This window comes from Streptomyces shenzhenensis, assembly GCF_003688995.1.
Lineage (GTDB): Bacteria > Actinomycetota > Actinomycetes > Streptomycetales > Streptomycetaceae > Streptomyces > Streptomyces shenzhenensis_A.
Map to the genome: position 1 here is coordinate 237,549 of NZ_PENI01000010.1, position 22,988 is coordinate 260,536.

The following is a 22,988-nucleotide window of genomic DNA, read 5'->3' on the forward strand; positions in this document are numbered from 1 at the left end:
GAGACTAGGCGGTCGTACGGCACGGTCAGCGCACTTCGACGAACGCCGACGCCTCCCGCTGCGGCCGTGGCCGGGGCGGCTCCGCCGGATGCCCGACCGCCACCGCGCCCATCGGATCCCAGTCCCCGGGGAGTTCGAGGACCTCGCGCACCACGTCCCGGCAGAACATCGTCGAGGACACCCACGCCGAGCCCAGCCGCTCCCCCGCCAGCGCGACGAGGAAGTTCTGCACGCCCGCGCCCGCGGCGACCACGAACATCTCCCGCTCGGCACCGTCGCGCCGCGCGTCCCCATAGGTGTGCGAGCCGTCCATGACGAGGCACGGCACGACGAGACAGGGCGCCGCCCGCAGCACCTCCCCGCGGCGCAACCGCTTGGCGATCGACTCCTCGCTCTTGCCGTCCCGCCGCAGATCGGCGATCCAGGCGTCCCGCATGGCGTCGAGCAGCCGGGTCCGCGCGCCGGCCGACTCCAGCAGTACGAACCGCCACGGCGTCGTGTGGTGCGGGGCCGGCGCGGTCACCGCGGCGGCCACCGCCCGCCGCACCGCCCCGGGATCGACGGGCTCGTCGGTGAAGGCCCGTACGGTACGCCGCAGGGTCACCGCCTCCCGCACGGCCTCGGAGGTGCCGAGCCGGAACATGTCGTCGTGCGCCTCGCGTACCAGGGCCCGCGCGCCCTCCGTGTGCTCCCCGGCCACCAGGTGCGGCAGCCCGCGCAGCACGGCGACGGGCCGCCCGGCCGCCTTGCCCTTCACCAGGTCGCCCGCGGCGGCCAGTTCGTCCGCCGTGGCGACGACGGTGGCGCTGAGCGGGTTGCCGTATGCGTCCGTGCCGCCGCGCAGGTCGTCCAGCACCCGCACGCCCGCGGCGCCGATCGCCACGTCCGTGAGCCCCGCACGCCAGGGCCGGCCGAACGTGTCGGTGACCACGACCCCGACGTCCACGCCGAGGGCGTCGCGCAGCCCGGCGCGGATCGCGCGCGCGGACGCGTCGGGATCCTCGGGCAGCAACAGCACCGTCCCCGCCGGGGTGTTGGAGGCGTCGACCCCGGCGGCCGCCATGATCAGGCCCTGCCGGTTCTCGACGATCCGCAGCGGGCCGCGCCGGGCCACGACCCGTACCGTCTCCGCGTCGATCGCCGCCTCCCGGTCGGCCGCCTCGACGACCCGCCCCTCGGCCTTGGACACGATCTTGGAGGTGACGAGCAGCACGTCCCCGTCGCGCAGCCCCGGTTCGGCGGCGGCGATCAGCTTGCCGAGGTCGTCACCGCGCTGCACCTCGGGAATCCCGTCGAGGGCCCAGACCCGGAATCCGGCCACCCCGCTCGCTGCATCCGCCCCACCGGCCACGACCGCATCCGCGTCGGCCGCGCGGGGGCCGAGCCCACCGGCGTCCGGCGCGCTGGTGTCGGCCGCACCGGCGTCCGCACCGCCGGCGTCCGCGCGCGTCCCCGTGTCGTCGTCCGTGGTGCCCCGCCGCGGGATCGTCTCGTCGCTCACGCGTCCCGCACCTCCTCCGCGAGCGCCAGCGCCGCACGCGCCATCTGCGCGGCCGCGTCCACGTCGGTCATCATCAGCGGCACGGCCCGGCAGCGGATGCCGGCGGTCTCGACCCGCTCGACCGCGTCCGCGTCGACCGTGTCGACGAGCCAGCCGTCGAGCAGGCCCGAGCCGTAGTGCTCGGCGACCGCCGCGGCCGTGGACTCCACACCCACCGCCGCGAGCACCTTGTCGGCCATCCCGCGCACGGGCGCGTTCCCGACGATGGGGGACAGGCCCACCACCGGCACCCCGGCGTCGGCGATCGCCTCCCGGATGCCGGGCACGGCGAGGATCGTGCCGACGGAGACGACCGGGTTGGACGGCGGGAAGAGGATCACGTCCGCCTCGGCGATCGCCTCCAGGACACCCGGCGCAGGCTTGGACTGCTCGGCGCCGACCGGCACGACAGCCTCGGCCGGCACGGAGGCGCGCAGCCGCACCCAGTACTCCTGGAAGTGGACGGCCTTGCGCTCGCCGTCGATCTCGACGGCCACATGCGTCTCGACGCGGTCGTCGGTCATCGGGATCAGCCGTACGCCCGGCTTCCAGCGGTCGCACAGCGCCTCGGTCACCGCGCTCAGCGGAAAGCCGGCGCCCAGCATCTGCGTCCGCACGATGTGCGTGGCGAAGTCCCGGTCGCCGAGCCCGAACCACTCGGGGCCGACCCCGTAGGCCGCGAGTTCGTCCTTGAGGTGGAAGGTCTCGTCGGCCCGGCCCCAGCCCTGTTCCTCGTTGATGCCGCCGCCGAGCGTGTACATCACCGTGTCGAGGTCGGGGCAGACCTTCAGCCCGAAGAGGTGGATGTCGTCGCCGGTGTTGCCGATGACCGTGACGTCCGCGTCCGGCGCCGCCTGCCTCAGGCCGCGCAGGAACCGGGCACCGCCGATGCCGCCTGCCAGAACCACAATGCGCATGGAAGCAGTGTGTCAGCCGGGTACGACAACGCGTCAGGCAGTCACCGGACGTGGCGCGACGCGGCCCTCGCAGTGCGGGGCGGTGTGCATGGGCATCTCGGTGAGGCCCGGGTGGTAGACGTGCAGGCTGATCGCGGGTTCCAGCGCGTCGTTGAGCACCTCGTGCACATAGCCCGGGGCGAACACCCGCTGCACGCCCGGCGTCAGCACGCGCGTGCCCCGCTCCGTCCGTTCGGTCAGCGTGCCCTCCAGGACCGTCAGCACCCCGGAGGAGCGGCCGTGGTCGTGCCGCCCGCTGCCCTGCCCCGGCACCCACGACAGCAGCCACACCTCGTAGCCGGGGCCGGTGCGCAGCCGGTGGTACCAGCGGGTCGTCGCGTCGTACCGGACGAGGTGCGCCCACTGGGTGCGGTCGGCCGCGACGGTGCGGGCGAGGCCCGCGAACTCGGCGACGGTGGCGGGGTGCTCGCGCGGGGGCTGGAGCAGGTGCGGGACTTCGAGGATGTCGCCGGCGATCTGGAGGTCGTTGTCGCTGTTCATCGGGGTGCTGTGGTTCCTCGGCAGGAAATCGACAGGAAGGGGGGTGCGGCTTCGGGGACGGCGAAGCGAAGAGGGGCGGAGGAGAGGGTGCGAGAAGGAGAAGCGGGGGTGGCCGGAGCGCGGGTGGCTCAACAGCCGGAACAGCAACAACAGCTACAGCGAGCGTGGGCAGCACCGTGGGACCCGGCGGAGCGGGTCGGGGTGAGTGCCGAGTTCGCGAGCATCTCCCAAGAACAGCGGTTCACACCCGCACTGTCAACTTGACGCCCGGAATGTGGCACATGCTTCACCTCTTCCGGTTCATCTGTGAGGTGAAAGGTTTGCTCTTCGTGCGCCCGGGAGACATCGCGCACATCCGGGAGTGCGGGTCTCGTCGGAACGTCATCGAACTCCTGGGCGTCCTTCCCCGTAGAGATGCCTGTGCGGGGTCGGCGGCCCTCCGGGCCCTCTGCGTGTCAAGGTTTATGTCGATTTGAACACTTTCCGCATGGCCTTGGTTCCGCAGAGTGAATAACGGGCCCAATAGCAGATCTCGGCTTGACTCGCCCGGAGCAGCACACTTGTAATTTCACTCGTGTCGTTCAGCCGAAATCGGTAACGGCCACCACACGGGGACGTGAAAGACAGACGAGGGGCGCACATGACCGAGCTGGTTCAGCAACTGCTGGTCGACGACGCGGACGAGGAACTCGGCTGGCAGGAGCGCGCGCTCTGCGCCCAGACCGACCCCGAGTCCTTCTTTCCCGAGAAGGGCGGCTCGACCAGAGAGGCCAAGAAGGTCTGCCTCGCCTGCGAGGTCCGCTCCGAGTGCCTCGAATACGCCCTCGCCAACGACGAACGCTTCGGCATCTGGGGCGGCCTGTCCGAGCGTGAACGCCGCAGGCTGAAGAAGGCGGCCGTCTGATTCGAACAGCACGGAACCTTCACGTACATATGTCACGAACGGCCCGTAGCGGGTGGGTTATCCACAGGCGGCGGGCCGTCGGCATGCCCAGCCGATAGTGTGGTCGCTCGTCCGAGACGCTCCGCTGCCCCCTCGGGGCACAGGCGTCCACCACAGTCCACCGAACCGGGGCCCGTACCTCGATGTCCGTGCACAGCCATACGGCAGCCAGTCAAGACGCCGCTGCCGCAGCAGCGTTCGACCCTGCCGCCTCGGCGGGGTTCGACCCAGCCCGCCCTCCCGAGTTCCCGCGTCACGTGGTGACCGCGGTGCTCGTCTCCCATGACGGCGCCCGCTGGCTGCCCGACGTGCTCGCCGGGCTGTTCGGCCAGGAGCGGCCCGTCCAGTACGCGCTGGCGGCCGACACAGGCAGCGCGGACCACTCCGCCCAGCTGGCCACCGACGCGTTCGGCGCCGACCGCGTTCTGCACCTCGCCCGCCGCACCGGCTTCGGCCAGGCCGTCGAGGAGGCCAACCGCAGCGCACCGGTCCTCACCCCGGACGACCTGCCCTACCTGAAGCGCCCCAGCGGCTGGGACCCCGTCACGCGCACCTGGCGCGACGACGCCTACGACCTGCCCGAACTGCCGCACGGGGAACCCGTCCAGTGGCTGTGGCTGCTGCACGACGACTGCGCCCCCGAGCCCGACGCCCTCGCCCAGCTGCTGCGCGTCGTCGACAACGAGAGCGAGCTGGGCCGCGACGACGTGGCCGTCGTCGGCCCCAAGCTCCGCGGCTGGTACGACCGCCGCCAGCTCCTGGAGGTCGGCGTCAGCATCGCCAACTCCGGCCGCCGCTGGACCGGCCTGGACCGCCGCGAACAGGACCAGGGACAGCACGACCACGTGCACCGCGTCCTGTCCGTCTCCACCGCCGGCATGCTGGTCCGGCGCGACGTCTTCGAGGAACTCGGCGGCTTCGACCGCCGGCTGCCCCTCATGCGTGACGACGTCGACCTGTGCTGGCGTGCCCACGCCGCCGGCCACCGCGTCCTCATCGCCCCCGACGCCGTCGTGCGGCACGCCGAGGCCGCCTCCCGCGAGCGCCGCACCGTCGACTGCGTGGGCCGCACCGCCGCCTCACCGCACAAGGTCGACAAGGCGGGCGCCGTCTACACCCTCCTGGTCAACGCCCGTACGGCGGTGCTGCCCTGGATCCTGCTGCGCCTCGTGCTCGGCACCCTCCTGCGGACCGTCGCCTACCTCGTCGGCAAGGTCCCCGGCCAGGCCGTCGACGAGGTCCGCGGACTGCTGGGCGTGCTGCTGCGGCCCGAGCGGATCGTCGCGGGCCGGCGCAGCCGCGGCCGTCCCCAGGTCGACAAGGGCGAGATGCGCCCGCTGTTCCCGCCGCCCGGCGCGACCGTGCGGGCCACCGTGGAACAGGTCGCGGGCAACCTCTCCGGCGGCTCCGACCCCGAGGTCTCCTCGGCCGGACGGCACGGCGGCGCGGTGGAGTCCGGTCCCGGCGGCGACGACGCGGAGTTCCTGGAGATCGAGCAGTTCGCCCGCCTCAAGCGCATCGCCCGCAAGCCCGGTCCGGTGCTCTTCCTGGTCCTGCTGCTCGTCTCGCTGGCCGCCTGCCGCTCCCTGCTCGGCGGCGGCGCGCTGGCCGGCGGCGCCCTGCTGCCCGCACCGGCCGACGCCGGCGAGCTGTGGTCGCGCTACCTGGACGCCTGGCACCCGGTCGGCGCCGGCGGCACCCCGTCCGCGCCGCCCTACCTCGCGATCGTGGCGCTGCTCGCCTCCGTACTGTTCGGCTCGACCGGCCTCGCGGTCACGGTCCTGCTCGTCTGCTCGGTGCCCCTGGCCGGCTTCACCGCGTACTTCGCCTCCCGCCCGCTGGTCACCTCGCGCCTGCTGCGCGCGTGGGCGGCCGTCGCCTACGCGTTCCTGCCCGCCGCCACCGGCGCCCTCGCCGGCGGCCGGATCGGCACCGCAGTGCTGGCCGTGCTGCTGCCGCTGATCGCACGCGCGGGCATCGCCGCGAGCGGTCTGGCACACGGCCCGGGCGTGCGCGGCAGCTGGCGCGCCACCTGGGCGTACGCACTGCTGCTGACCGTCGCCACCGCCTTCACGCCGATCGTGTGGCCCCTCGCCCTGATCCTCGGCGTCGGCGTGCTGGCCGTGCGCCGCGCCGACCTCGTCGCCCACGGCCTGCGCTTCCTGGCCCAGCTGGGCACCCCGTTGCTGATCCTCGCGCCCTGGTCGCTGACGCTGCTCCCGTCCGGCTTCTTCCAGGAGGCCGGACTGGAGTACGGCTCCTCGGCCGCCTCCGCGCTCGACCTGCTCGGCGCCAGCCCGGGCGGCCCCGGCACGGTGCACGGGCTGATGCTCATCGGTCTCGTCCTGGCCGCGCTGGCCGCCCTGCTGCGCTCCGAGCGCCAACTGGGCATCCGCACGGCCTGGGTGGTGGCCCTGGTCGCGCTCTTCTTTGCTGCCCTGTCCAACAGCTCCACCTGGGCCGGGCCCGCCACCCTCGTCTACGGCATCGCGCTCCTGGCCGCCGCCGCGCTCGGGGCCGACGGGGCACGCGCACGCGTGGCCGAGCAGAGCTTCGGCTGGCGCCAGCCCGTCGCCGCCCTGATCGCCTTCGCCGCCGCGGCCGGACCGCTGCTGGTCGCCGCCGGCTGGATGATCCGCGGCGCCGACGGACCGGTGGAGCGGCGCGACCCGGTGCAGGTGCCCGCGTTCGTCGCCGAGGAGAGCGGCACCCGTGACCAGGCCCGCACCCTGGTCCTCGACAGCGACTCCGGCGCGCATGTCAGCTACAGCCTCGTCCGCGGCTCCGGCGTCCGCATGGGCGACGCCGAACTGGCCGTCGCCGACGGCGAGAACGCGACCCTCGACAAGGTCGTCGCCAACCTGGTCGCCGGCTCCGGCGCCGACCAGGTGGACCAGCTCGGCGGCTTCGCCGTCCGCTACGTCCTGGTCCACAAGGGCGCGCCCCGCGCGGTCAGCCGCGTCCTCGACGCCACGCCCGGCCTGAGCCGGCTCAGCCAGCAGCACGGCAGCGCGCTGTGGCGCGTCAACCAGCAGGTCTCGCGCGCCACCATCGTGTCCGCCGACGGCTCGGGCACCCCGCAGTCCGTCGCCGCCGGGCCCGTCGGGATCCACACCACGATCCCGTCCGGCTCCGACGGCCGCGTCCTGCGCCTGGCCGACACCGCCGCCGACGGCTGGAGCGCCACCCTGGACGGCAAGCCGCTGACCCGCACCACGGTCGACGGCTGGGCCCAGGGCTTCGAACTCCCCGCCACCGGCGGCACGCTGGACGTCGCCTACGACGCCCCGTTCGGCCACACCGCCTGGCTGTGGGCCCAGGGCGCGCTCGCCGTCGTCCTGGTCGTGCTCGCCCTGCCGGGCCGCCGCCGCGACGTCGACGACGACCTGCCCGAGGAGGAGCCCCCCGCCGCCGAGGCGCCCACGGGCGAGGGCCGCCGCGCCCGCCGGCTGCGCGCCCAGGCGGAGGCCGAGGAACTCGGCGCGCCGGAGGAGACCGGCCCGGACGGCATGCCCGCCCCCGCGCCGCAGGCCCCGGCCGCGGTACCGCACCAGCAGTCCTACGACACGGGGACACCCCCCGGCGAGGACATGCGCGCCTGGGAAGGTGACACGGCGGCCTACGCGGGCGCCGAGTACTACGGCGACCAGTACCAGGGCGCCGGTGCCTACCAGGGCGGCTACGACCAGCAGGCGTACCAGCCCGACCCGTACCAGAACGGCCAGTACGACCCGTACGGGTACGGCGGCCAGACCCAGCAGGGCGCGTACGACCCGACGTACCAGCAGGGCTACGACCCCGGCTACCACCCCGGATACGACCCGGCGACCCAGCCCCACCCGCCGCACCCCCACGGCACCGGCAGCGAGCGCCCCGACGGGAGCCAGCAGTGAAGCGCACCACCCTGTCCCTGATCGCCGGCACGGCCGCGCTGGCCGCCGTCACCGGATTCGCCGCGCTGGAGACCCCGGACGCCTCCGGGACGACCACCGCCGAGGCGGCCGCCCAGCTGCCCGTGGAGCGTACGAGCCTGCTGTGCCCGGCGCCCAGCCTCTCCGACATCGCCGAGACGTCGTACACGTCCTTCACCCCGGTCACGAAGGGCGCGGCGAGCGACGGAAAGGCCCAACTCCAGGCCGCGACCGAGGAGTCGGCGGACAACACGGGCGACGCCAAGAAGGGCGGGGGCACCAAGAAGAAGGCCGCCAAGCCCGTGCTCACCCCCAAGGAGCCCGGCACCCCGGCCGCCGGTGACACCTCCGGCGCCGACGCCACCGCGCTCGTCGGCACCGCCGAGGGGAAGTTCGCGCCCGGCTGGACCGTGCAGGAGACCACCGCGATCGCCGCCGGCACCGGCCGCGGCCTCCAGGGCGTCACCTGCACCGCGCCGGACACCGAGTTCTGGTTCCCGGGCGTCGGCACGGACGCCGACCGCACCGACTATGTGCACCTCACCAACCCCGACGACGGCGCGGCCGTCGTCGACCTGGATCTGTACGGCAAGGACGGTGCGATCAAGTCCACGGTGGGGGAGGGCATCACGGTCCCGCCGCACTCCAGCAAGCCCGTCCTGCTGTCCACGCTCGCCGACGAGCGGCAGGCCGATCTGACCCTGCACGTCACCGTGCGCAGCGGGCGGGTCGGCGCGGCCGTCCAGGCCCTGGACGCGAAGAACGGCGGCGACTGGCTGGCCGCGTCCGCCGACCCGGCCGGCACGCTGGTGCTGCCCGGCATCCCGAAGGACGCCACCTCCGTCCGGCTGATCGCCTTCACCTCCGCCGACTCCGACGCGGACCTGAAGATCCGCCTGGCCTCCCCGAGCGGCCTGATCACCCCCGCCGGGAGCGAGACGCTGCACGTGAAGTCGGGCATGACCGCGGCGGTCGACCTCGGCGAGGTCACCCGCGGCGAGGCGGGTTCGCTGGTCCTGTCGCCGACGGACCGGTCGGTGCCGGTGGTCGCCGTCCTGCGCGTGACCCGTGGCAAGGGCGACAGTCAGGAGACGGCCTTCATCCCGGCCACCGCGCCCGTCGACGCGCGCGCGACGGCCGTCGGCAACAGCGCCAAGGGCACCACCCTGTCCGTCACCGCCCCCACCGCCGCCGCCCAGGTCAAGGTGACGGCGTCGGCGGGCAGCGAGGGCGGCACCGCGGTGACGAAGACCTATCCGATCAAGGCGGGCACCACCCAGGACCTCGACATACCGGCCCCGGCCGGCCTGAAGGGCACGTACGCCCTGACCGTCGAACCGGTCTCCGGCGGCCCGGTGTACGCCTCCCGCACCCTGACCGCCACACAGTCCGGCATCCCCGGCTTCACGGTCCAGACCCTCCCGGACGACCGGGGAACGGTCGCGGTGCCTGAGGCGGACCAGGACCTGTCGGTGCTGCAGAAGTAGGCGCGACCGGGCGGGCGCGGTACGGGAGCGGGCCCAGTCCTCCCCGTACCGCTCAGTCCTCCCCGTACCGGGGATCGACGGTCTCCGGAGTGAGCCCAAGCAACTCGGCGACCTGCTCCACGACGACCTCGTGCACCAGCGCCGCCCGCTCGTCCCGGCTCTTCGTGCGGATCTCCACAGGGCGCCGGTACACCACCACGCGCGCCGGGCGCCCGTCGTGCGCGGGCGCGGTCCCGCCGAGCGGCACGGCGTCGTCGCTCCAGACGTCCCCGGGCCGTCCCTCCGGCCGGGGCACGTCCAGCACCAGGAAATCGATGTCGGCGAGTTGCGGCCAGCGCCGTTCGAGCCGCTCCACGGAGTCCTGCACCAGGTCCGCGAACTCCTCGGCGCGACTGGCCGCGAGCGGCACCTGCGGCGGGGCGATGGGCCCGCGCATGCCGCGCCCGTGGCGGTCACGACGACGGGGCCCGGGGCCGGCGGCACGGGGCGGTACACGGTTGTCCATCACTGGTGAAGCCTAGTCCTCGTGCGGTCCGGCCGCCGGTCCCCACGCGGCAACCGGAACGCCTGGTGGTCACCCTGTACGGCATGTCGCGGGATGACCATTCCAGCCAAGGTTGAGCACGTTTCCGTATCTCTCCGGGACCGTCGCCCTCAAGACAATTGACGGTGTTTGTGCCGAGTCATGACCGGATGCCTACGTACCACGGACCGTACGCGACATCGTTCGCGCAGGTCAGCGGGGCGCGATCGGAGTGATGTGTGGGGCGTTTCACAGCACGACACGGTGGAGTGACCTGGTGGAGAGTCGTCGCGGCCCGCTCAAGAGTGCGGTACCGTCCAACATCGTGAGCCCTGTACGTCGCTGTTCGCGCACCGCCTGCGGCCGACCCGCCGTCGCGACGCTGACGTACGTCTACGCCGACTCGACCGCGGTCCTCGGCCCGCTCGCCACCTACGCCGAACCCCACTGCTACGACCTGTGCGCCGAGCACTCCGAGCGGCTGACCGCTCCGCGCGGCTGGGAGGTCGTCCGGCTCCTCGACGGTTCGGCCCCGGCCCGCCCCAGCGGTGACGACCTGGAGGCGCTCGCCAACGCCGTGCGCGAGGCGGCACGCCCCCAGGAGCGGGCGGCCGAGGCGGGCGGCGGCGGGGGACGTACGGCGGACCCCATGGAGGTCGCGCGCCGCGGCCACCTGCGCGTGCTGCGCTCGCCGGACAACTGATCCCCCGGAAAACGTTCCACGGATCCGCGCACACCCATTGACGCGCGGTTGTCGCGGACACGACCATTCCGTCAGTCGAAACGAGAAATCGCTTTCCGCATGGCGGAAATCGACGGAAGCCGGGGAGGCCCCCCGTGTACGTCCAGCAACTGGAGCCCGTCGCCACATCGCTCGGCCTGTCCGCCCTGGTCGCGGCCCTGCCGCTCGTCATCGTCCTGGTCCTGCTCGGCGGCGTCCGCATGAAGGCGCACCTGGCGGGCCTCATCGGCCTCCTGGCGGCCGTTCTGGTCGCCTGGCTCGCCTACCGCATGCCGCTGGAGCAGACGCTCTCCAGCGCCGTCCAGGGGGCCGCGTTCGGCCTCTTCCCGATCCTGTGGATCGTCGTCAACGCCCTGTGGGTCTACCGGATGACCGTCCGCACCCGGCACTTCGACATCCTGCGCCGCTCCTTCGGACGGCTCTCGGACGACCCGCGCATCCAGGCCCTCGTGGTCGCGTTCTGCTTCGGCGCCCTCCTGGAGGCCCTGGCCGGATTCGGCGCACCGGTCGCCATCTGCTCGGTGATGCTGGTCGCCCTCGGCTTCGACCCGGTACGCGCGGCCGTGGTCTCCCTGGTCGCCAACACCGCGCCCGTCGCCTTCGGCGCGATGGGCACCCCGGTCGTGACGCTCGCTCAGGTCACCGGGCTGCCGCTGGACTCCGTCGCCTCCGTGGTCGGCCGGCAGACACCGCTGCTCGCCCTGGTGGTGCCGCTCGTCCTGGTCGGACTCGTCGACGGGCGGCGCGGCCTGCGCGAGACCTGGGTGCCCGCCCTGGTCTGCGGAGTCGCCTTCGCCGTCGCCCAGTTCGCCGCCGCCAACTACCTCTCCGCGCAACTCGCCGACATCGCCGCCTCCTTGGCCGGTGCCGGCGCCCTGGTCGCCGTACCGCACGCGCGCGTGCCCGCCACCGAGGCGGTACGCGCGTCCGTGCTGACCGGCGCCCGCAGCGACGACCTGGCGGAGACCGACCCACGCCCCGAGGTCCTGCGCGCCTACGCCCCCTACGCGTTCATCGTGGCGATCTTCTCCGTCGCCCAGATACCGGCCGTCAAGGACCTGCTCGCCCGCGCGACACAGACGTACGACTGGCCCTTCCTGGACGTCGCCGCCCCCGACGGCACCCCGGTCGGCGGGAACGTCTTCAGCTGGCCCGTCGTCTCCACGGGCGGCACGCTCGTGCTGCTCGCCGGGGTGTGCACCGCTGCCGTACTCGGGGTGCACGCGCGCGTGGCGGTGCGCGAGTGGGCCGCGACCGTGCACGAGTTGCGGTTCGCGATCCTCACCGTGACATCTGTGCTGGCCCTCGCCTACGTCATGAATCTCTCCGGGCAGGCGGCGACGATCGGCCAGTTCGTGGCCGCGGCCGGCGCCGGACTCGCCTTCCTCTCGCCGGTCCTCGGCTGGTTCGGAGTGGCCGTCTCCGGATCCGACACCTCGGCCAACGCCCTCTTCGGAGCCCTCCAGGTGAGCGCCGCCCGCGAATCGGGCCTGTCGCCCGAACTGCTCGCCGCCGCCAACAGCTCCGGCGGCGTCCTCGGCAAGATGATCTCGCCGCAGAACCTCACCATCGCCTGCGCCGCCGTCGGCCTCGCCGGCCGCGAGGGCGACCTGCTGCGCAAGGTGCTGCCCTGGAGCGCCGGCCTGCTCCTGGTGATGTGTCTGATCGTGGTCGGCCAGAGCACGCCGGTCCTGGACTGGATGCTGCCCTGACCTCCCCGGGCATGCCCCGGGAGGCCACCTGGCGTCCGCACAGCGCACCGCAAGTCAGGGCGGGTAGTTTGTGCTGACCGATAGGACTTCAGGAGGGTTGGCCGTGGCTGCTGATCTGTCGCAGATCGTAAAGGCGTACGACGTACGCGGAGTGGTCCCGGACCAGTGGGACGAAACGCTGGCCGAACTCTTCGGGGCGGCGTTCGTCCAGGTGACCGGCGCCCGGGCGATCGTGACCGGCCACGACATGCGACCGTCGTCGCCCGGCCTGTCCCGCGCCTTCGCGCGCGGCGCTGCCGCCCGCGGCGTCGACGTCACCGAGATCGGACTGTGCTCGACCGACCAGCTGTACTACGCCTCGGGCGCCCTCGGCCTGCCGGGCGCCATGTTCACGGCCTCGCACAACCCGGCGCGGTACAACGGCATCAAGATGTGCCGCGCGGGCGCGGCGCCGGTCGGCCAGGACACCGGACTGACCCAGATCCGCGAACTGACCGAGGGCTGGCTGGAGTCGGGCGCCCCGCAGCCCGCCGCGCGGCCGGGAACCGTCACCGGACGCGACACGTTGGAGGATTACGCGGCGCACCTCCGCTCCCTCGTCGACCTGACCGCCATCCGCCCGCTGAAGGTCGTCGTCGACGCGGGCAACGGCATGGGCGGGCACACGGTCCCCACGGTCTTCGCCGGCCTGCCCCTGACCCTGGTCCCGATGTACTTCGAACTGGACGGCACCTTCCCGAACCACGAGGCCAACCCGCTCGACCCTGCCAACATCGTGGACCTGCAGAAGCGGGTGCGCGAGGAGGGCGCCGACCTCGGCATCGCCTTCGACGGCGACGCAGACCGCTGCTTCGTCGTCGACGAGCACGGCGACCCCGTGTCCCCGTCGGCGATCACCGCCCTGGTGGCCGCCCGCGAACTCGCCCGCAACGGCGGGCACGGCACGATCATCCACAACCTGATCACGTCCCGGTCGGTGCCCGAGGTCGTCGAGGAGCAGGGCGGCACCCCGCAGCGCACCCGGGTCGGCCACTCCTTCATCAAGGCGGAGATGGCGCGCACGGGCGCGATCTTCGGCGGCGAGCACTCCGCGCACTACTACTTCAAGGACTTCTGGAACGCCGACACGGGCATGCTCGCGGCCCTGCACGTCCTCGCGGCCCTCGGCGGCCAGGACGGCCCCCTGTCCGCCCTGGTCGCCCAGTACGACCGGTACGTCGGCTCCGGCGAGATCAACTCCACGGTCGCCGACCAGCAGGCCCGCCTCGCCGCGATCCGCGCCGCCTACGCGCCGCGCGAGGACGTCACCCTGGACGACCTCGACGGACTCACCGTGGCCGCCGCCGACTGGTGGTTCAACGTCCGCCCCTCCAACACGGAACCCCTGCTGCGGCTGAACGCGGAGGCCCGCGACGAGGCGACCATGGCCAAGGTGCGGGACGAGGCACTGTCCCTCATCCGAGGCTGACAACGCCCCCGGTGGCCAACCCCGCCTGACATCGCCCCCGGTGGCCTCGGGGCGGACCGGCCCCCGGGGCGGGGCGGGCAACGCTCGCCCCGCCCCCGCGGCCCGCCCTCACGGCGGTACCCTGACCAGGCACATCAGTGCACGCCCGCATCCGCCCGAAGGGACACCCCATGCCGCTCGAAGCCGGCCTCCTGGAGATCCTCGCCTGCCCGGCCTGCCACGCTCCCCTCGAGGAGCAGGACACCGAGCTGATCTGCACCGGTCAGGACTGCGGCCTCGCGTACCCCGTCCGCGACGGCATCCCGGTCCTCCTCGTCGACGAGGCCCGCCGCCCCGCCTGACGACGAGCCCCGCCCCGGGACCGGCAGCCGGCCCGGGGGACCCGGCCGCCCAAGGCGCCCAGCCGCACAGACCAGCCCCACCCAGGACCCCCGGCGCATCGGAGGCTGTCGCCCATGCTCGACGAATCGCTGCTCGACACCCCGGAGGGCCTCGCCGAGGCCGACCGCCGAGGTCTCCTGCGGGGCGCCGCGGAAGCCGGCGCCCGGGTGCGCACCGCCGCCCGCCAGGCCGTCGAGGCCGGCATCGGCGACCTCAAGCCGGACGGACGGCCGCGGGCGGTCCTGATCGCCGGACCCGGCGCCGCCGCCACCCACGCCGCCGACCTCCTCGGCTCGCTCGCCGGCCCCGGCAGCCCCGTCATCCGGCTCGCCCCCTCCGGCGTAGCCCCCGCCGCCGGAGCCCTGCGCTGGGAGCTGCCGGGCTGGGCCGGCTCCGTCGACCTGCTGCTGATCGCCACCCCGGACGGCACCGAGCCCAGCCTCTCGCTCCTCGCCGACCAGGCCTACCGCCGGGGCTGCTCGGTCGTCGCCGTCGCCCCCGCCCGCACCCCCGTCAGCGAGGCGGTCACCGGCGCGCACGGCCTGTTCGTACCGATGGCGACCGCCCCCTACGACCAGGAGGAACCGCTCGCCGCGTCCTCCCCGGGCGTCCTGTGGGCGCTGCTCACCCCGCTGCTCACCCTCCTCGACCGCATCGGCCTGGTCACCGCCCCGCCCGACGCCCTGGAGAAGGTCGCGAACCGCCTCGACCACATCGCCGAGCGGTGCGGCCCGGCCATCGTGACGTACAGCAACCCCGCCAAGACGCTCGCCGCCGAACTCGCCGACGCGCTTCCGGTGATCTGGACGGAGGGCGCCGCGGCCGGTCCCGCGGGCCGGCGTTTCGCCGCAGCCCTCGCCGAACTGGCCGGCCGGCCCGCCCTCGTCGCCGAACTCCCCGAGGCGCTCGCCGCCCACAGCGCCCTGCTCGCCGGCCCGCTCGCCGCCAGCGCCGACCCGGACGACTTCTTCCGCGACCGGGTCGACGAACCGGCCGCGCTGCACGCGCGCGTGGTGCTGCTCCGCGACCGCCCCATCGGCGGCCTCACCGCCGCCCCCGCCGCCCGCGACCTGGCCCTCGGCCACGACACCTCCGTCAGCGAACTGGAACCGGAACCCGGAGACGAACTGGAGACCCTCGCCGAGCTGATCGCCATGACGGATTTCGCCGCCGTTTACCTGGCGCTCGCTTCCGGGGCCTGATCTGGTAGCCGACGCCCGACCGGCCGTACGCAAGGCGAACCCGAGACGTACGCCGCGACACAACGCAGCAAACACCCGGCAGAGAGAGCCCATGGACCGCCTCGACAACACCATCCGCCCCTACGCGTGGGGTTCGGCCACCGCCATCCCGAAGCTCCTCGGCGTCGAGCCGACCGGCGAACCGCAGGCGGAGATGTGGATGGGCGCGCACCCCGGCGCGCCCTCGCGCACCGCGCGCGGCACGCTCGCCGACGTCATCGACGCGGACCCGAAGCGGGAGCTGGGACCGGAGGCGGTCACCAAGTTCGGCCCGCACCTGCCGTTCCTGCTGAAGATCCTCGCGGCCGGCGCCCCGCTCTCCCTCCAGGTCCATCCCGACCTGGCACAGGCCCGGCAGGGGTACGCGGACGAGGAGCGGCGCGGCATCCCCGTGGACGCCCCGCACCGCAACTACCGGGACGCCAACCACAAGCCCGAACTGATCTGCGCGCTCACCGAATTCGACGGCCTGTGCGGCTTCCGCGACCCGCTGCGCGCCGCCGACCTGCTCGACGGACTCGGCGTCGACTCCCTCAAGCCGTACGTCGACCTGCTGCACGCCCACCCCGAGGACGCGGCGCTGCGCGAGGTCCTCACCGCGATCCTCACCGCCGACCGCGACGAGATGGCCCACACCGTCGCCCAGGCCGCCACCGCCTGCGCCCGCCTCGGCGGCGACCACGCCCCCTACGCGGGCATCGCCCACCACTACCCGGGCGACCCCGGCGTCATCGCGGCCATGCTCCTCAACCACGTCCGCCTCCAGCCCGGCGAGGCCCTGTTCCTCGGCGCCGGCATCCCGCACGCCTATCTGAGCGGGCTCGGCGTCGAGATCATGGCCAACTCCGACAACGTGCTGCGCTGCGGCCTCACCCCCAAGCACGTCGACGTCCCCGAACTCCTGCGCATCGTCCGCTTCGAGCCGGGCGACCCCGGCGTGCTCCGCCCGGAGGCGTCCCCGGACGGCGAGGAGGTCTACGAGACTCCGATCGACGAGTTCCGGCTCTCCCGGTACGTCCTCCCGGCCGGCGGCATCACCCACGACCTCACCCTGCCGACCCCGCAGATCCTGCTGTGCACGGCCGGCTCCGTACGGGCCGGCGAGCACGAGCTCACCCCCGGCCGGTCCGTGTTCGTCCCGGCGGCAGAGAAGGCGGAGGCGTCCGGCACCGGAACCCTTTTCCGGGCCACCGTACGGCTCTGACCGGGCCTGTCCGACGATCGGACCGGGCTTGTGGACACTTGGCGCACCACCGGGCGACAGGGCTGCAAGAATGGCCCACCGGCAAAGGGCGGGCAAAGACGACCGGCACCGGCCTGGACGGCGAGACGTACGTAGGCGAAGGGACAACGCGGACACATGAGCGCGTCAGGCGGCACCAAGGCGATCGTGGCGGCACTCGGCGCCAACCTCGCGATCGCGGTATCGAAGTTCGTGGCGTTCGCGTTCAGCGGCTCGTCGTCGATGCTCGCCGAGGGCGTCCATTCCCTCGCCGACTCCGGCAACCAGTTCCTGCTGCTCATCGGCGGCAAGAAGGCCCAGCGCGAGGCGACCCCGCAGCACCCCTTCGGCTACGGCCGCGAGCGCTACATCTACGCCTTCCTCGTCTCGATCGTCCTCTTCTCGATCGGCGGCATGTTCGCCATCTACGAGGGCTACGAGAAGATCAGGCACCCGCACGAACTGGAGAACTGGTACTGGCCGGTGGGCGTCCTCGTCTTCGCGATCATCGCCGAGGGCTTCTCCTTCCGCACGGCCATCAAGGAGTCCAACGAGCTGCGCGGCACGCTCTCCTGGACGCAGTTCATCCGCCGGGCCAAGGCCCCCGAACTCCCGGTGGTCCTCCTGGAGGACTTCGGCGCCCTGATCGGCCTCGTCCTCGCCCTCGGCGGCGTCGGCCTGGCCCTGGTCACCGGCGACGGCATCTGGGACGGCATCGGCACGCTCTGCATCGGTGTCCTGCTCGTCCTCATCGCCCTCGTCCTCGCCGCCGAGACCAAGTCGCTGCTCCTCGGCGAGGCCGCCGGCGCCGAGGAGGTCAAGAAGATCGAGGCCGCGATCGTCGACGGCGACACCGTCACCGGCGTCATCCACATGCGCACGCTCCACCTCGGCCCCGAGGAACTGCTGGTCGCCGCCAAGATCGCGGTCCAGCACGACGACACGGCCACCGAGGTCGCCGATGCCATCGACGCCGCCGAGGCCCGCATCCGCGTCGCCGTCCCGATCGCCCGCGTCATCTACCTGGAACCGGACATCTACAGCGAGGCCGAGGCCACCCGCGGCCCCGACTCGGAAGCCGCCCCCGGCGGCCCCACCCCCCACACGGCCGAGCACTGACTCCCGCCCCGCCCACGAGTCCCCAGCCACCCCGACGCCCCAGGAACGGCGCGAAGTGTTCGGAGGCGGACTGGGGACGGCACGGCCCTCCGGTGTAGCTTGGGACGGAGCCAGACGTCGCTGCTGATGGCGGTCGGGCGGCCCCGTTACGGGCCGGCCGAGGGAGAGAGGGCCTCCGACGGACTGCGCTGCGCGCACGCGGGCATGCCTGTGTCCTCTTTTCGGGCACCCTTGTGTCCGCCGCCGCGCAGACCAGCCGTACCCACCTCGCCCCAACCCCGAGGAGCAGCTCGCAATGACGACTGTCGACAGCCGACAGGACTTCAAGGTCGCCGATCTCTCACTGGCCGAGTTCGGCCGCAAGGAGATCACCCTCGCCGAGCACGAGATGCCGGGCCTCATGGCGATCCGCAAGGAGTACGCCGAGGCGCAGCCCCTCGCCGGCGCCCGCGTCACCGGCTCCCTGCACATGACCGTGCAGACCGCCGTCCTCATCGAGACCCTGGTCGCCCTCGGCGCGCGTGTCCGCTGGGCCTCCTGCAACATCTTCTCCACCCAGGACCACGCGGCCGCGGCCATCGCCGTCGGCCCGAACGGCACACCCGACAACCCGCAGGGCATCCCGGTCTTCGCCTGGAAGGGCGAGAGCCTGGAGGAGTACTGGTGGTGCACCGAGCAGGCGCTGACCTGGCCGGACAGCGCCACCGGCGGCCCGAACATGATCCTGGACGACGGCGGTGACGCCACCCTCCTCGTCCACAAGGGCGTCGAGTACGAGAAGGACGGCAAGGTCCCCGGCCTGGAGACCGCCGAGTCCGACGAGCACCGCGTCATCCTCCAGCTGCTCCACCGCACCCTCGGCGAGAGCCCGCAGAAGTGGACCCAGCTGGCCTCCGAGATCCGCGGCGTCACCGAGGAGACCACCACCGGCGTCCACCGCCTGTACGAGATGCAGCGCGACGGCGTCCTCCTCTTCCCGGCGATCAACGTCAACGACGCCGTCACCAAGTCGAAGTTCGACAACAAGTACGGCTGCCGCCACTCCCTGGTCGACGGCATCAACCGCGCCACCGACGTCCTGATCGGCGGCAAGACCGCGGTCGTCTGCGGCTACGGCGACGTGGGCAAGGGCTGCGCGGAGTCCCTGCGCGGACAGGGCGCCCGCGTCATCGTCACCGAGATCGACCCGATCTGCGCGCTCCAGGCCGCCATGGACGGCTACCAGGTCACGACCCTCGACGAGATCATCGACAAGGCCGACATCTTCGTCACCACGACCGGCAACAAGGACATCATCATGGCCTCGGACATGGCCAAGATGAAGCACCAGGCGATCGTCGGCAACATCGGCCACTTCGACAACGAGATCGACATGGCCGGCCTCGCCAAGGTCCCCGGCATCGTCAAGGACGAGGTCAAGCCCCAGGTCCACACCTGGACCTTCCCGGACGGCAAGAAGCTCATCGTGCTGTCCGAGGGCCGCCTGCTGAACCTGGGCAACGCCACGGGCCACCCGTCGTTCGTGATGTCCAACTCCTTCGCGGACCAGACCCTGGCCCAGATCGAGCTGTTCACCAAGCCCGACGAGTACCCGACCGGCGTCTACACGCTGCCCAAGCACCTCGACGAGAAGGTCGCCCGCCTCCACCTGGACGCGCTCGGCGTGAAGCTGACCACGCTGCGCCCCGAGCAGGCCGCGTACATCGGCGTGGAGGTCGAAGGCCCGTACAAGTCGGACCACTACCGCTACTGAGCACCGTCCCGCAGCCGACCACCGGGGGAGTGCGCGTCCGGGCCACGGACGCACACCCCCGGCGGCAGCCCCTCCGAGGCAGGCCCCCGCACCCCCGTGTCGGGGGCCTGCCCCTTTGGTTCGACCGGCCGTCACACCGGCCGGGACGGCCCGTCGAGCCGACCGGACCACCAGCCCGTCAAGCCCCAGGACCCCCATGCCCCGCGGCCGCTATTCGCTCTTCGATCCGCACGATCACACCCCCTTCGCACAAGAGCACTTCCAATGCGCCCCCGGCCCCTCCGGCTGGCGCTACGTCTCCCGGGTGACCACTCCTTCGGGCGAGCCCAGCGGCTCGGTCGACCTCGCCCTCGACGACCTCGGCCGCCCCATCCGCCTCGAACTCCACGCGGGCGGCTGGCAGGTGCGCGGCGCCGCCCTCGACGGTGTCACCTGGGTCCGCACCGACCCCACCGGCTCTCATGCCACCGAAGGCAATGTGCGCGCCCACGCCTTCACCGGCACGTCCCCCGCGTTCCTCATCGCCACCACCCGTCTCCTACGCCTCACCCCTTCCACGTCCGCGACCCGCGTACGCCTCGTGGCCCTCACGGACCCGGTCCTCGCCCCACGCACCGTGGATCAGTCCTGGGCCTTGGTGAACAGCGAAGCACACGCCACTGACAACGGACCCCTGACCGTGGACGAATACCAGGTCACAGCCCTGGACACGGGTGAGCGACACACCGTCCACATCGCCGGCGACGTGGTTCTGGCCGCACCCGGCATCGAACTGGAAGACCTGGAGTCGCCCCCGTCGGTCTTCCGCTGACCGGGATCACCCGGCTACGCGGGCGGTGCGAAGCCGGTGGCCGGGCGGTCGTCCGGAGCCGTGCCCCCGGCCGGCGGCACGGGCGGGACAGCGGGCGCCGGAGCTGGCGTCCCGCCCTGCACGGGGTGAACCACCGGCGGCTGAGGCTGCGGCTGGTAGTACGCACCCGGCGCGGGAGGCTGCGCCACCGGGGGGACGTACCCGCCCGGCGCCCCGCCGCCGAAAGCCTTCCGGGCCTCGCGCGCCTGGCGCTCCTGCACCACCGCCGCCAGATACGCGGCAGGCGGAACACCCTGCGGCGCCGGGGCCCCCGTGCGGGCCGCCAGGTCGGCCGCCAGCCGCTCCGCCATCGCCCAGGAGACCTGAGGGTCGAGCTGCTGCATCCGCGTCAGATACTGACGGACGGCGAGCCAGAGACCGTCCGGGACCGCCGACAGGTCGAGCGCCGCGAACCCGCCCGCCAACCACGGCGGCGGAGGGGGCACGAAACGGGTCTGCCCGACCGGCACCCGCTCCCGCACGACCAGCGTGCCGGCGAAGACGTCACCGAGCCGCCGCCCTCGCGCCGACACGAGCGAGGCGATGCACGCGATCACCCCGAACGTCAGCAGAATCTCGACGACACCGAGCGCCCCGCGCATCAGCGCATGCCGGAAACGGATCGGCCCGCCGTCGTCCCGCACCACCCGCAGACCACACGCCATCTTCCCCAGCGAGCGCCCATGACTGAGCGTCTCCACCGCGATCGGCCCGCCCACCAGCACCAGCAGGAACGACGCGATCGACAGCGCGACCTGCGCGGCATCGTCCAGGGACGCCGTCGACATCACCAGCACCGTGGCCACGGCGATATAGACGAGCATGGCCACGGCCAGGTCGAGCAACACCGCCAGCGCCCTGCTCGGCAGCTTGGCGGGCCGCAGTTCGAGCGCCACCGCCTCGCCCGTCACCAGCTCACTCACACCCGTCGTCCTTCCCCTGGTCCGCTCCGAGAACCGCAAGTCTGCCAAGCTGAAGGCGCATCGCGCGCCAGTAGGACAAGCTGACAGCGACAACGAGCGGTCTACGACCAGCCGAGGAGCAGGCACAACCGATGGACCTGGACGTCTTCGTCTCCGCCCACCGAGCCGAGTGGGACCGCCTCGACGCTCTGCTGCGCCGTCGTCGCCGCCTCAACGGCGCCGAAGCGGACGAACTCGTCACCCTGTACCAGCGCACCGCCACGCACCTCTCGCTGATCCAGTCCAGCGCCCCCGACCCACAGCTGACCGGTCGGCTCAGCCAGCTCGTGGCACGCGCGCGTAGCGCCGTCACAGGCACACGGCGCGCCTCCTGGCGCGACGTGACCCGCTTCCTGGGGCAGGGCTTCCCGGCCGCGGTCTATCGGTCGCGTCGCTGGTGGGTACCGACCGCACTGCTGTCCACGGCGGTCGCGATCCTCCTGGGCTGGTGGATCGGTACGCACCCGGAGGTGCAGTCGTCGATCGCCGCCCCGAGCCAGTTGCGCGAGCTGACCCGCCCGGGCGGCGAGTACGAGACGTACTACTCGAGCCACCCCGCCGCCTCGTTCGCCGCCCAGGTGTGGACGAACAACGCACAGGCCGCCGCGCTCTGCCTGGTCCTGGGAGTCTTCCTGGGCCTCCCGGTCCTCTGGATCCTCTTCCAGAACATGCTCAACCTGGGCGTCGGCTTCGGCCTGATGTCGTCAGCCGGCCGGCTCGACACCTTCCTCGGCCTGGTCCTCCCGCACGGCCTGCTGGAACTGACCGCGGTCTTCGTCGCCGCCGGGACGGGCCTGCGGCTGGGCTGGACGGTCATCGACCCCGGCCCACGCACCCGCCGTACAGCGCTCGCCGAGGAGGGCCGGGCCGCGATCGGCATGGCGATCGGCCTCGCCCTCGTCCTTTTCGTATCCGGAGCCATCGAAGGCTTCGTCACCCCGTCGGGCCTGCCGACCTGGGCCCGCATCAGCATCGGAATCGCCGCTGAGCTGGCCTTCCTCGCCTACGTCTTCGTGCTGGGCGGCCGTGCGGCCCGGGCCGGTGACACGGGCGACCTGGAGACCTTGGAACGCAGCGCGACCGCTCCGATGGCCGCCTGATGTGCGGATACCGCCGGTGACCTGCTAGTCTCCTCTTCGCCCCCAGGGACCCGTTGACACGGGTCGAGCGGGGAGGTAGATTCAAACAGTTGCCCAGAGCTGGACAGGCTCTGTGGCGTCCGTTAGATTCTATCCGCTTCTCGTGAATCCTTATCTCCGAGAAGCCCCTCCCGATTACTCAGGAATGAGCGGCCGGTCAGACCGGCTGAGAACTTCTGATAAAGTCGGGTCTGCCGGAAAGGGAAACGCGAGAGCGGGAACCTGGAAAGCACCGAGGAAATCGGATCGGAACAAGATCTGATAGAGTCGGAAACACCGAAAGGGAAGCGCCCGGAGGAAAGCCCGAGAGGGTGAGTACGAAGGAAGCGTCCGTTCCTTGAGAACTCAACAGCGTGCCAAAAGTCAACGCCAGATATGTTGATACCCCGTCTCCGGCCATCATGGCTGGGGCGTGGTTCCTTTGAAGAATACACAGCGAGGACGCTGTGGACCATCGGGTTATTCCTCCGGTGGTTCCGCTCTCGTGATGTGTCGCCCCCGATTACGGGGAAAGCATTCACGGAGAGTTTGATCCTGG

The 22,988-nt window shown here is 72.5% G+C and carries 18 protein-coding genes; 13 read left to right on the forward strand and 5 right to left on the reverse strand.

The window, feature by feature from the left end:
- Window positions 1-25 precede the first annotated feature (25 nt).
- From CTZ28_RS18490 to CTZ28_RS18500, 3 genes are all read right to left on the reverse strand, one after another.
- On the reverse strand, window positions 26-1,351 hold the full coding sequence (locus CTZ28_RS18490) for a coenzyme F420-0:L-glutamate ligase (RefSeq protein WP_121890610.1): 1,326 nt from the start codon (window positions 1,349-1,351) through the stop codon (window positions 26-28).
- A 146-nt stretch (window positions 1,352-1,497) separates the two neighbouring features.
- Window positions 1,498-2,457, reverse strand: coding sequence for a 2-phospho-L-lactate transferase (gene cofD / locus CTZ28_RS18495; protein WP_121890556.1), 960 nt, complete (start codon window positions 2,455-2,457; stop codon window positions 1,498-1,500).
- Window positions 2,458-2,490: 33 nt separating this feature from the next.
- Window positions 2,491-2,997, reverse strand: a complete 507-nt coding sequence (locus CTZ28_RS18500; RefSeq protein WP_121890558.1) for a cysteine dioxygenase — start codon at window positions 2,995-2,997, stop codon at window positions 2,491-2,493.
- A gap of 640 nt (window positions 2,998-3,637) precedes the next feature.
- On the opposite strand from CTZ28_RS18500, the gene CTZ28_RS18510 reads away from it, so the two are divergent.
- The 3 genes from CTZ28_RS18510 to CTZ28_RS18520 all read left to right on the forward strand — a co-directional run bounded on the left by CTZ28_RS18510 (window position 3,638) and on the right by CTZ28_RS18520 (window position 9,338).
- Window positions 3,638-3,901 (forward strand): WhiB family transcriptional regulator, encoded by a 264-nt coding sequence (locus CTZ28_RS18510; RefSeq protein WP_003975777.1) that lies wholly within the window; start codon window positions 3,638-3,640, stop codon window positions 3,899-3,901.
- Window positions 3,902-4,083: 182 nt separating this feature from the next.
- The gene (locus CTZ28_RS18515) at window positions 4,084-7,833 is read left to right on the forward strand and encodes a glycosyltransferase family 2 protein (protein ID WP_121890560.1); all 3,750 of its coding nucleotides are present in this window, start codon (window positions 4,084-4,086) and stop codon (window positions 7,831-7,833) included.
- Window positions 7,830-9,338 carry a DUF5719 family protein gene (locus tag CTZ28_RS18520; RefSeq protein WP_121890561.1) on the forward strand — a complete coding sequence of 503 codons (1,509 nt, stop codon included), beginning with the start codon at window positions 7,830-7,832 and terminating at the stop codon, window positions 9,336-9,338. The genes CTZ28_RS18515 and CTZ28_RS18520 overlap by 4 nt, the downstream gene beginning before the upstream one ends.
- Window positions 9,339-9,390: 52 nt before the next feature.
- On the opposite strand, the gene CTZ28_RS18525 is transcribed toward CTZ28_RS18520, so the two are convergent.
- Entirely contained in the window at window positions 9,391-9,843 is a 453-nt protein-coding gene (locus tag CTZ28_RS18525; RefSeq protein ID WP_121890563.1) for a metallopeptidase family protein, read from the reverse strand.
- Between the two features lie 295 nt (window positions 9,844-10,138).
- Here CTZ28_RS18525 and CTZ28_RS18530 point away from each other — a divergent pair, with 295 nt between their 5' ends.
- The 9 genes from CTZ28_RS18530 to CTZ28_RS18570 all read left to right on the forward strand — a co-directional run bounded on the left by CTZ28_RS18530 (window position 10,139) and on the right by CTZ28_RS18570 (window position 20,310).
- Entirely contained in the window at window positions 10,139-10,564 is a 426-nt protein-coding gene (locus CTZ28_RS18530) for a DUF3499 domain-containing protein (RefSeq protein WP_121890565.1), read from the forward strand.
- Window positions 10,565-10,698: 134 nt separating this feature from the next.
- Window positions 10,699-12,315: an L-lactate permease gene (locus CTZ28_RS18535; protein ID WP_121890567.1), complete on the forward strand. Its 1,617-nt coding sequence runs from the start codon at window positions 10,699-10,701 to the stop codon at window positions 12,313-12,315.
- Between the two features lie 103 nt (window positions 12,316-12,418).
- On the forward strand, window positions 12,419-13,783 hold the full coding sequence (locus CTZ28_RS18540) for a phosphomannomutase/phosphoglucomutase (RefSeq protein WP_121890569.1): 1,365 nt from the start codon (window positions 12,419-12,421) through the stop codon (window positions 13,781-13,783).
- 170 nt (window positions 13,784-13,953) lie between these two features.
- Complete coding sequence (locus CTZ28_RS18545) at window positions 13,954-14,124, forward strand: Trm112 family protein (protein ID WP_078936097.1); 171 nt, start codon at window positions 13,954-13,956, stop codon at window positions 14,122-14,124.
- 114 nt (window positions 14,125-14,238) lie between these two features.
- Entirely contained in the window at window positions 14,239-15,366 is a 1,128-nt protein-coding gene (locus CTZ28_RS18550; protein ID WP_121890571.1) for an SIS domain-containing protein, read from the forward strand.
- A gap of 91 nt (window positions 15,367-15,457) precedes the next feature.
- Window positions 15,458-16,609: a mannose-6-phosphate isomerase, class I gene (gene manA / locus CTZ28_RS18555; RefSeq protein WP_121890573.1), complete on the forward strand. Its 1,152-nt coding sequence runs from the start codon at window positions 15,458-15,460 to the stop codon at window positions 16,607-16,609.
- A gap of 156 nt (window positions 16,610-16,765) precedes the next feature.
- Window positions 16,766-17,746, forward strand: a complete 981-nt coding sequence (locus CTZ28_RS18560; protein ID WP_121890575.1) for a cation diffusion facilitator family transporter — start codon at window positions 16,766-16,768, stop codon at window positions 17,744-17,746.
- Between the two features lie 295 nt (window positions 17,747-18,041).
- On the forward strand, window positions 18,042-19,499 hold the full coding sequence (gene ahcY, locus CTZ28_RS18565) for an adenosylhomocysteinase (protein WP_121890577.1): 1,458 nt from the start codon (window positions 18,042-18,044) through the stop codon (window positions 19,497-19,499).
- A gap of 196 nt (window positions 19,500-19,695) precedes the next feature.
- Window positions 19,696-20,310: a hypothetical protein gene (locus CTZ28_RS18570; protein WP_121890579.1), complete on the forward strand. Its 615-nt coding sequence runs from the start codon at window positions 19,696-19,698 to the stop codon at window positions 20,308-20,310.
- Window positions 20,311-20,324: 14 nt separating this feature from the next.
- On the opposite strand, the gene CTZ28_RS18575 is transcribed toward CTZ28_RS18570, so the two are convergent.
- Window positions 20,325-21,272 carry an RDD family protein gene (locus CTZ28_RS18575; protein WP_183154457.1) on the reverse strand — a complete coding sequence of 316 codons (948 nt, stop codon included), beginning with the start codon at window positions 21,270-21,272 and terminating at the stop codon, window positions 20,325-20,327.
- Window positions 21,273-21,403: 131 nt separating this feature from the next.
- On the opposite strand from CTZ28_RS18575, the gene CTZ28_RS18580 reads away from it, so the two are divergent.
- Window positions 21,404-22,411, forward strand: a complete 1,008-nt coding sequence (locus CTZ28_RS18580; protein ID WP_121890581.1) for a stage II sporulation protein M — start codon at window positions 21,404-21,406, stop codon at window positions 22,409-22,411.
- Window positions 22,412-22,988: the final 577 nt, after the last annotated feature.

Excerpts from the sequence above, each read along its gene's own strand:
- CTZ28_RS18550 (WP_121890571.1), top strand. The coding sequence starts at position 14,239 with ATGCTCGACGAATCGCTGCTCGACACCCCGGAGGGCCTCGCCGAGGCC.
- CTZ28_RS18510 (WP_003975777.1), top strand. The coding sequence starts at position 3,638 with ATGACCGAGCTGGTTCAGCAACTGCTGGTCGACGACGCGGACGAGGAA.
- CTZ28_RS18570 (WP_121890579.1), top strand. The coding sequence starts at position 19,696 with ATGCCCCGCGGCCGCTATTCGCTCTTCGATCCGCACGATCACACCCCC.
- CTZ28_RS18500 (WP_121890558.1), bottom strand. The coding sequence starts at position 2,997 with ATGAACAGCGACAACGACCTCCAGATCGCCGGCGACATCCTCGAAGTC.
- manA (WP_121890573.1), top strand. The coding sequence starts at position 15,458 with ATGGACCGCCTCGACAACACCATCCGCCCCTACGCGTGGGGTTCGGCC.
- ahcY (WP_121890577.1), top strand. The coding sequence starts at position 18,042 with ATGACGACTGTCGACAGCCGACAGGACTTCAAGGTCGCCGATCTCTCA.
- CTZ28_RS18545 (WP_078936097.1), top strand. The coding sequence starts at position 13,954 with ATGCCGCTCGAAGCCGGCCTCCTGGAGATCCTCGCCTGCCCGGCCTGC.
- CTZ28_RS18560 (WP_121890575.1), top strand. The coding sequence starts at position 16,766 with ATGAGCGCGTCAGGCGGCACCAAGGCGATCGTGGCGGCACTCGGCGCC.
- CTZ28_RS18515 (WP_121890560.1), top strand. The coding sequence starts at position 4,084 with ATGTCCGTGCACAGCCATACGGCAGCCAGTCAAGACGCCGCTGCCGCA.
- CTZ28_RS18580 (WP_121890581.1), top strand. The coding sequence starts at position 21,404 with ATGGACCTGGACGTCTTCGTCTCCGCCCACCGAGCCGAGTGGGACCGC.
- CTZ28_RS18525 (WP_121890563.1), bottom strand. The coding sequence starts at position 9,843 with ATGGACAACCGTGTACCGCCCCGTGCCGCCGGCCCCGGGCCCCGTCGT.
- cofD (WP_121890556.1), bottom strand. The coding sequence starts at position 2,457 with ATGCGCATTGTGGTTCTGGCAGGCGGCATCGGCGGTGCCCGGTTCCTG.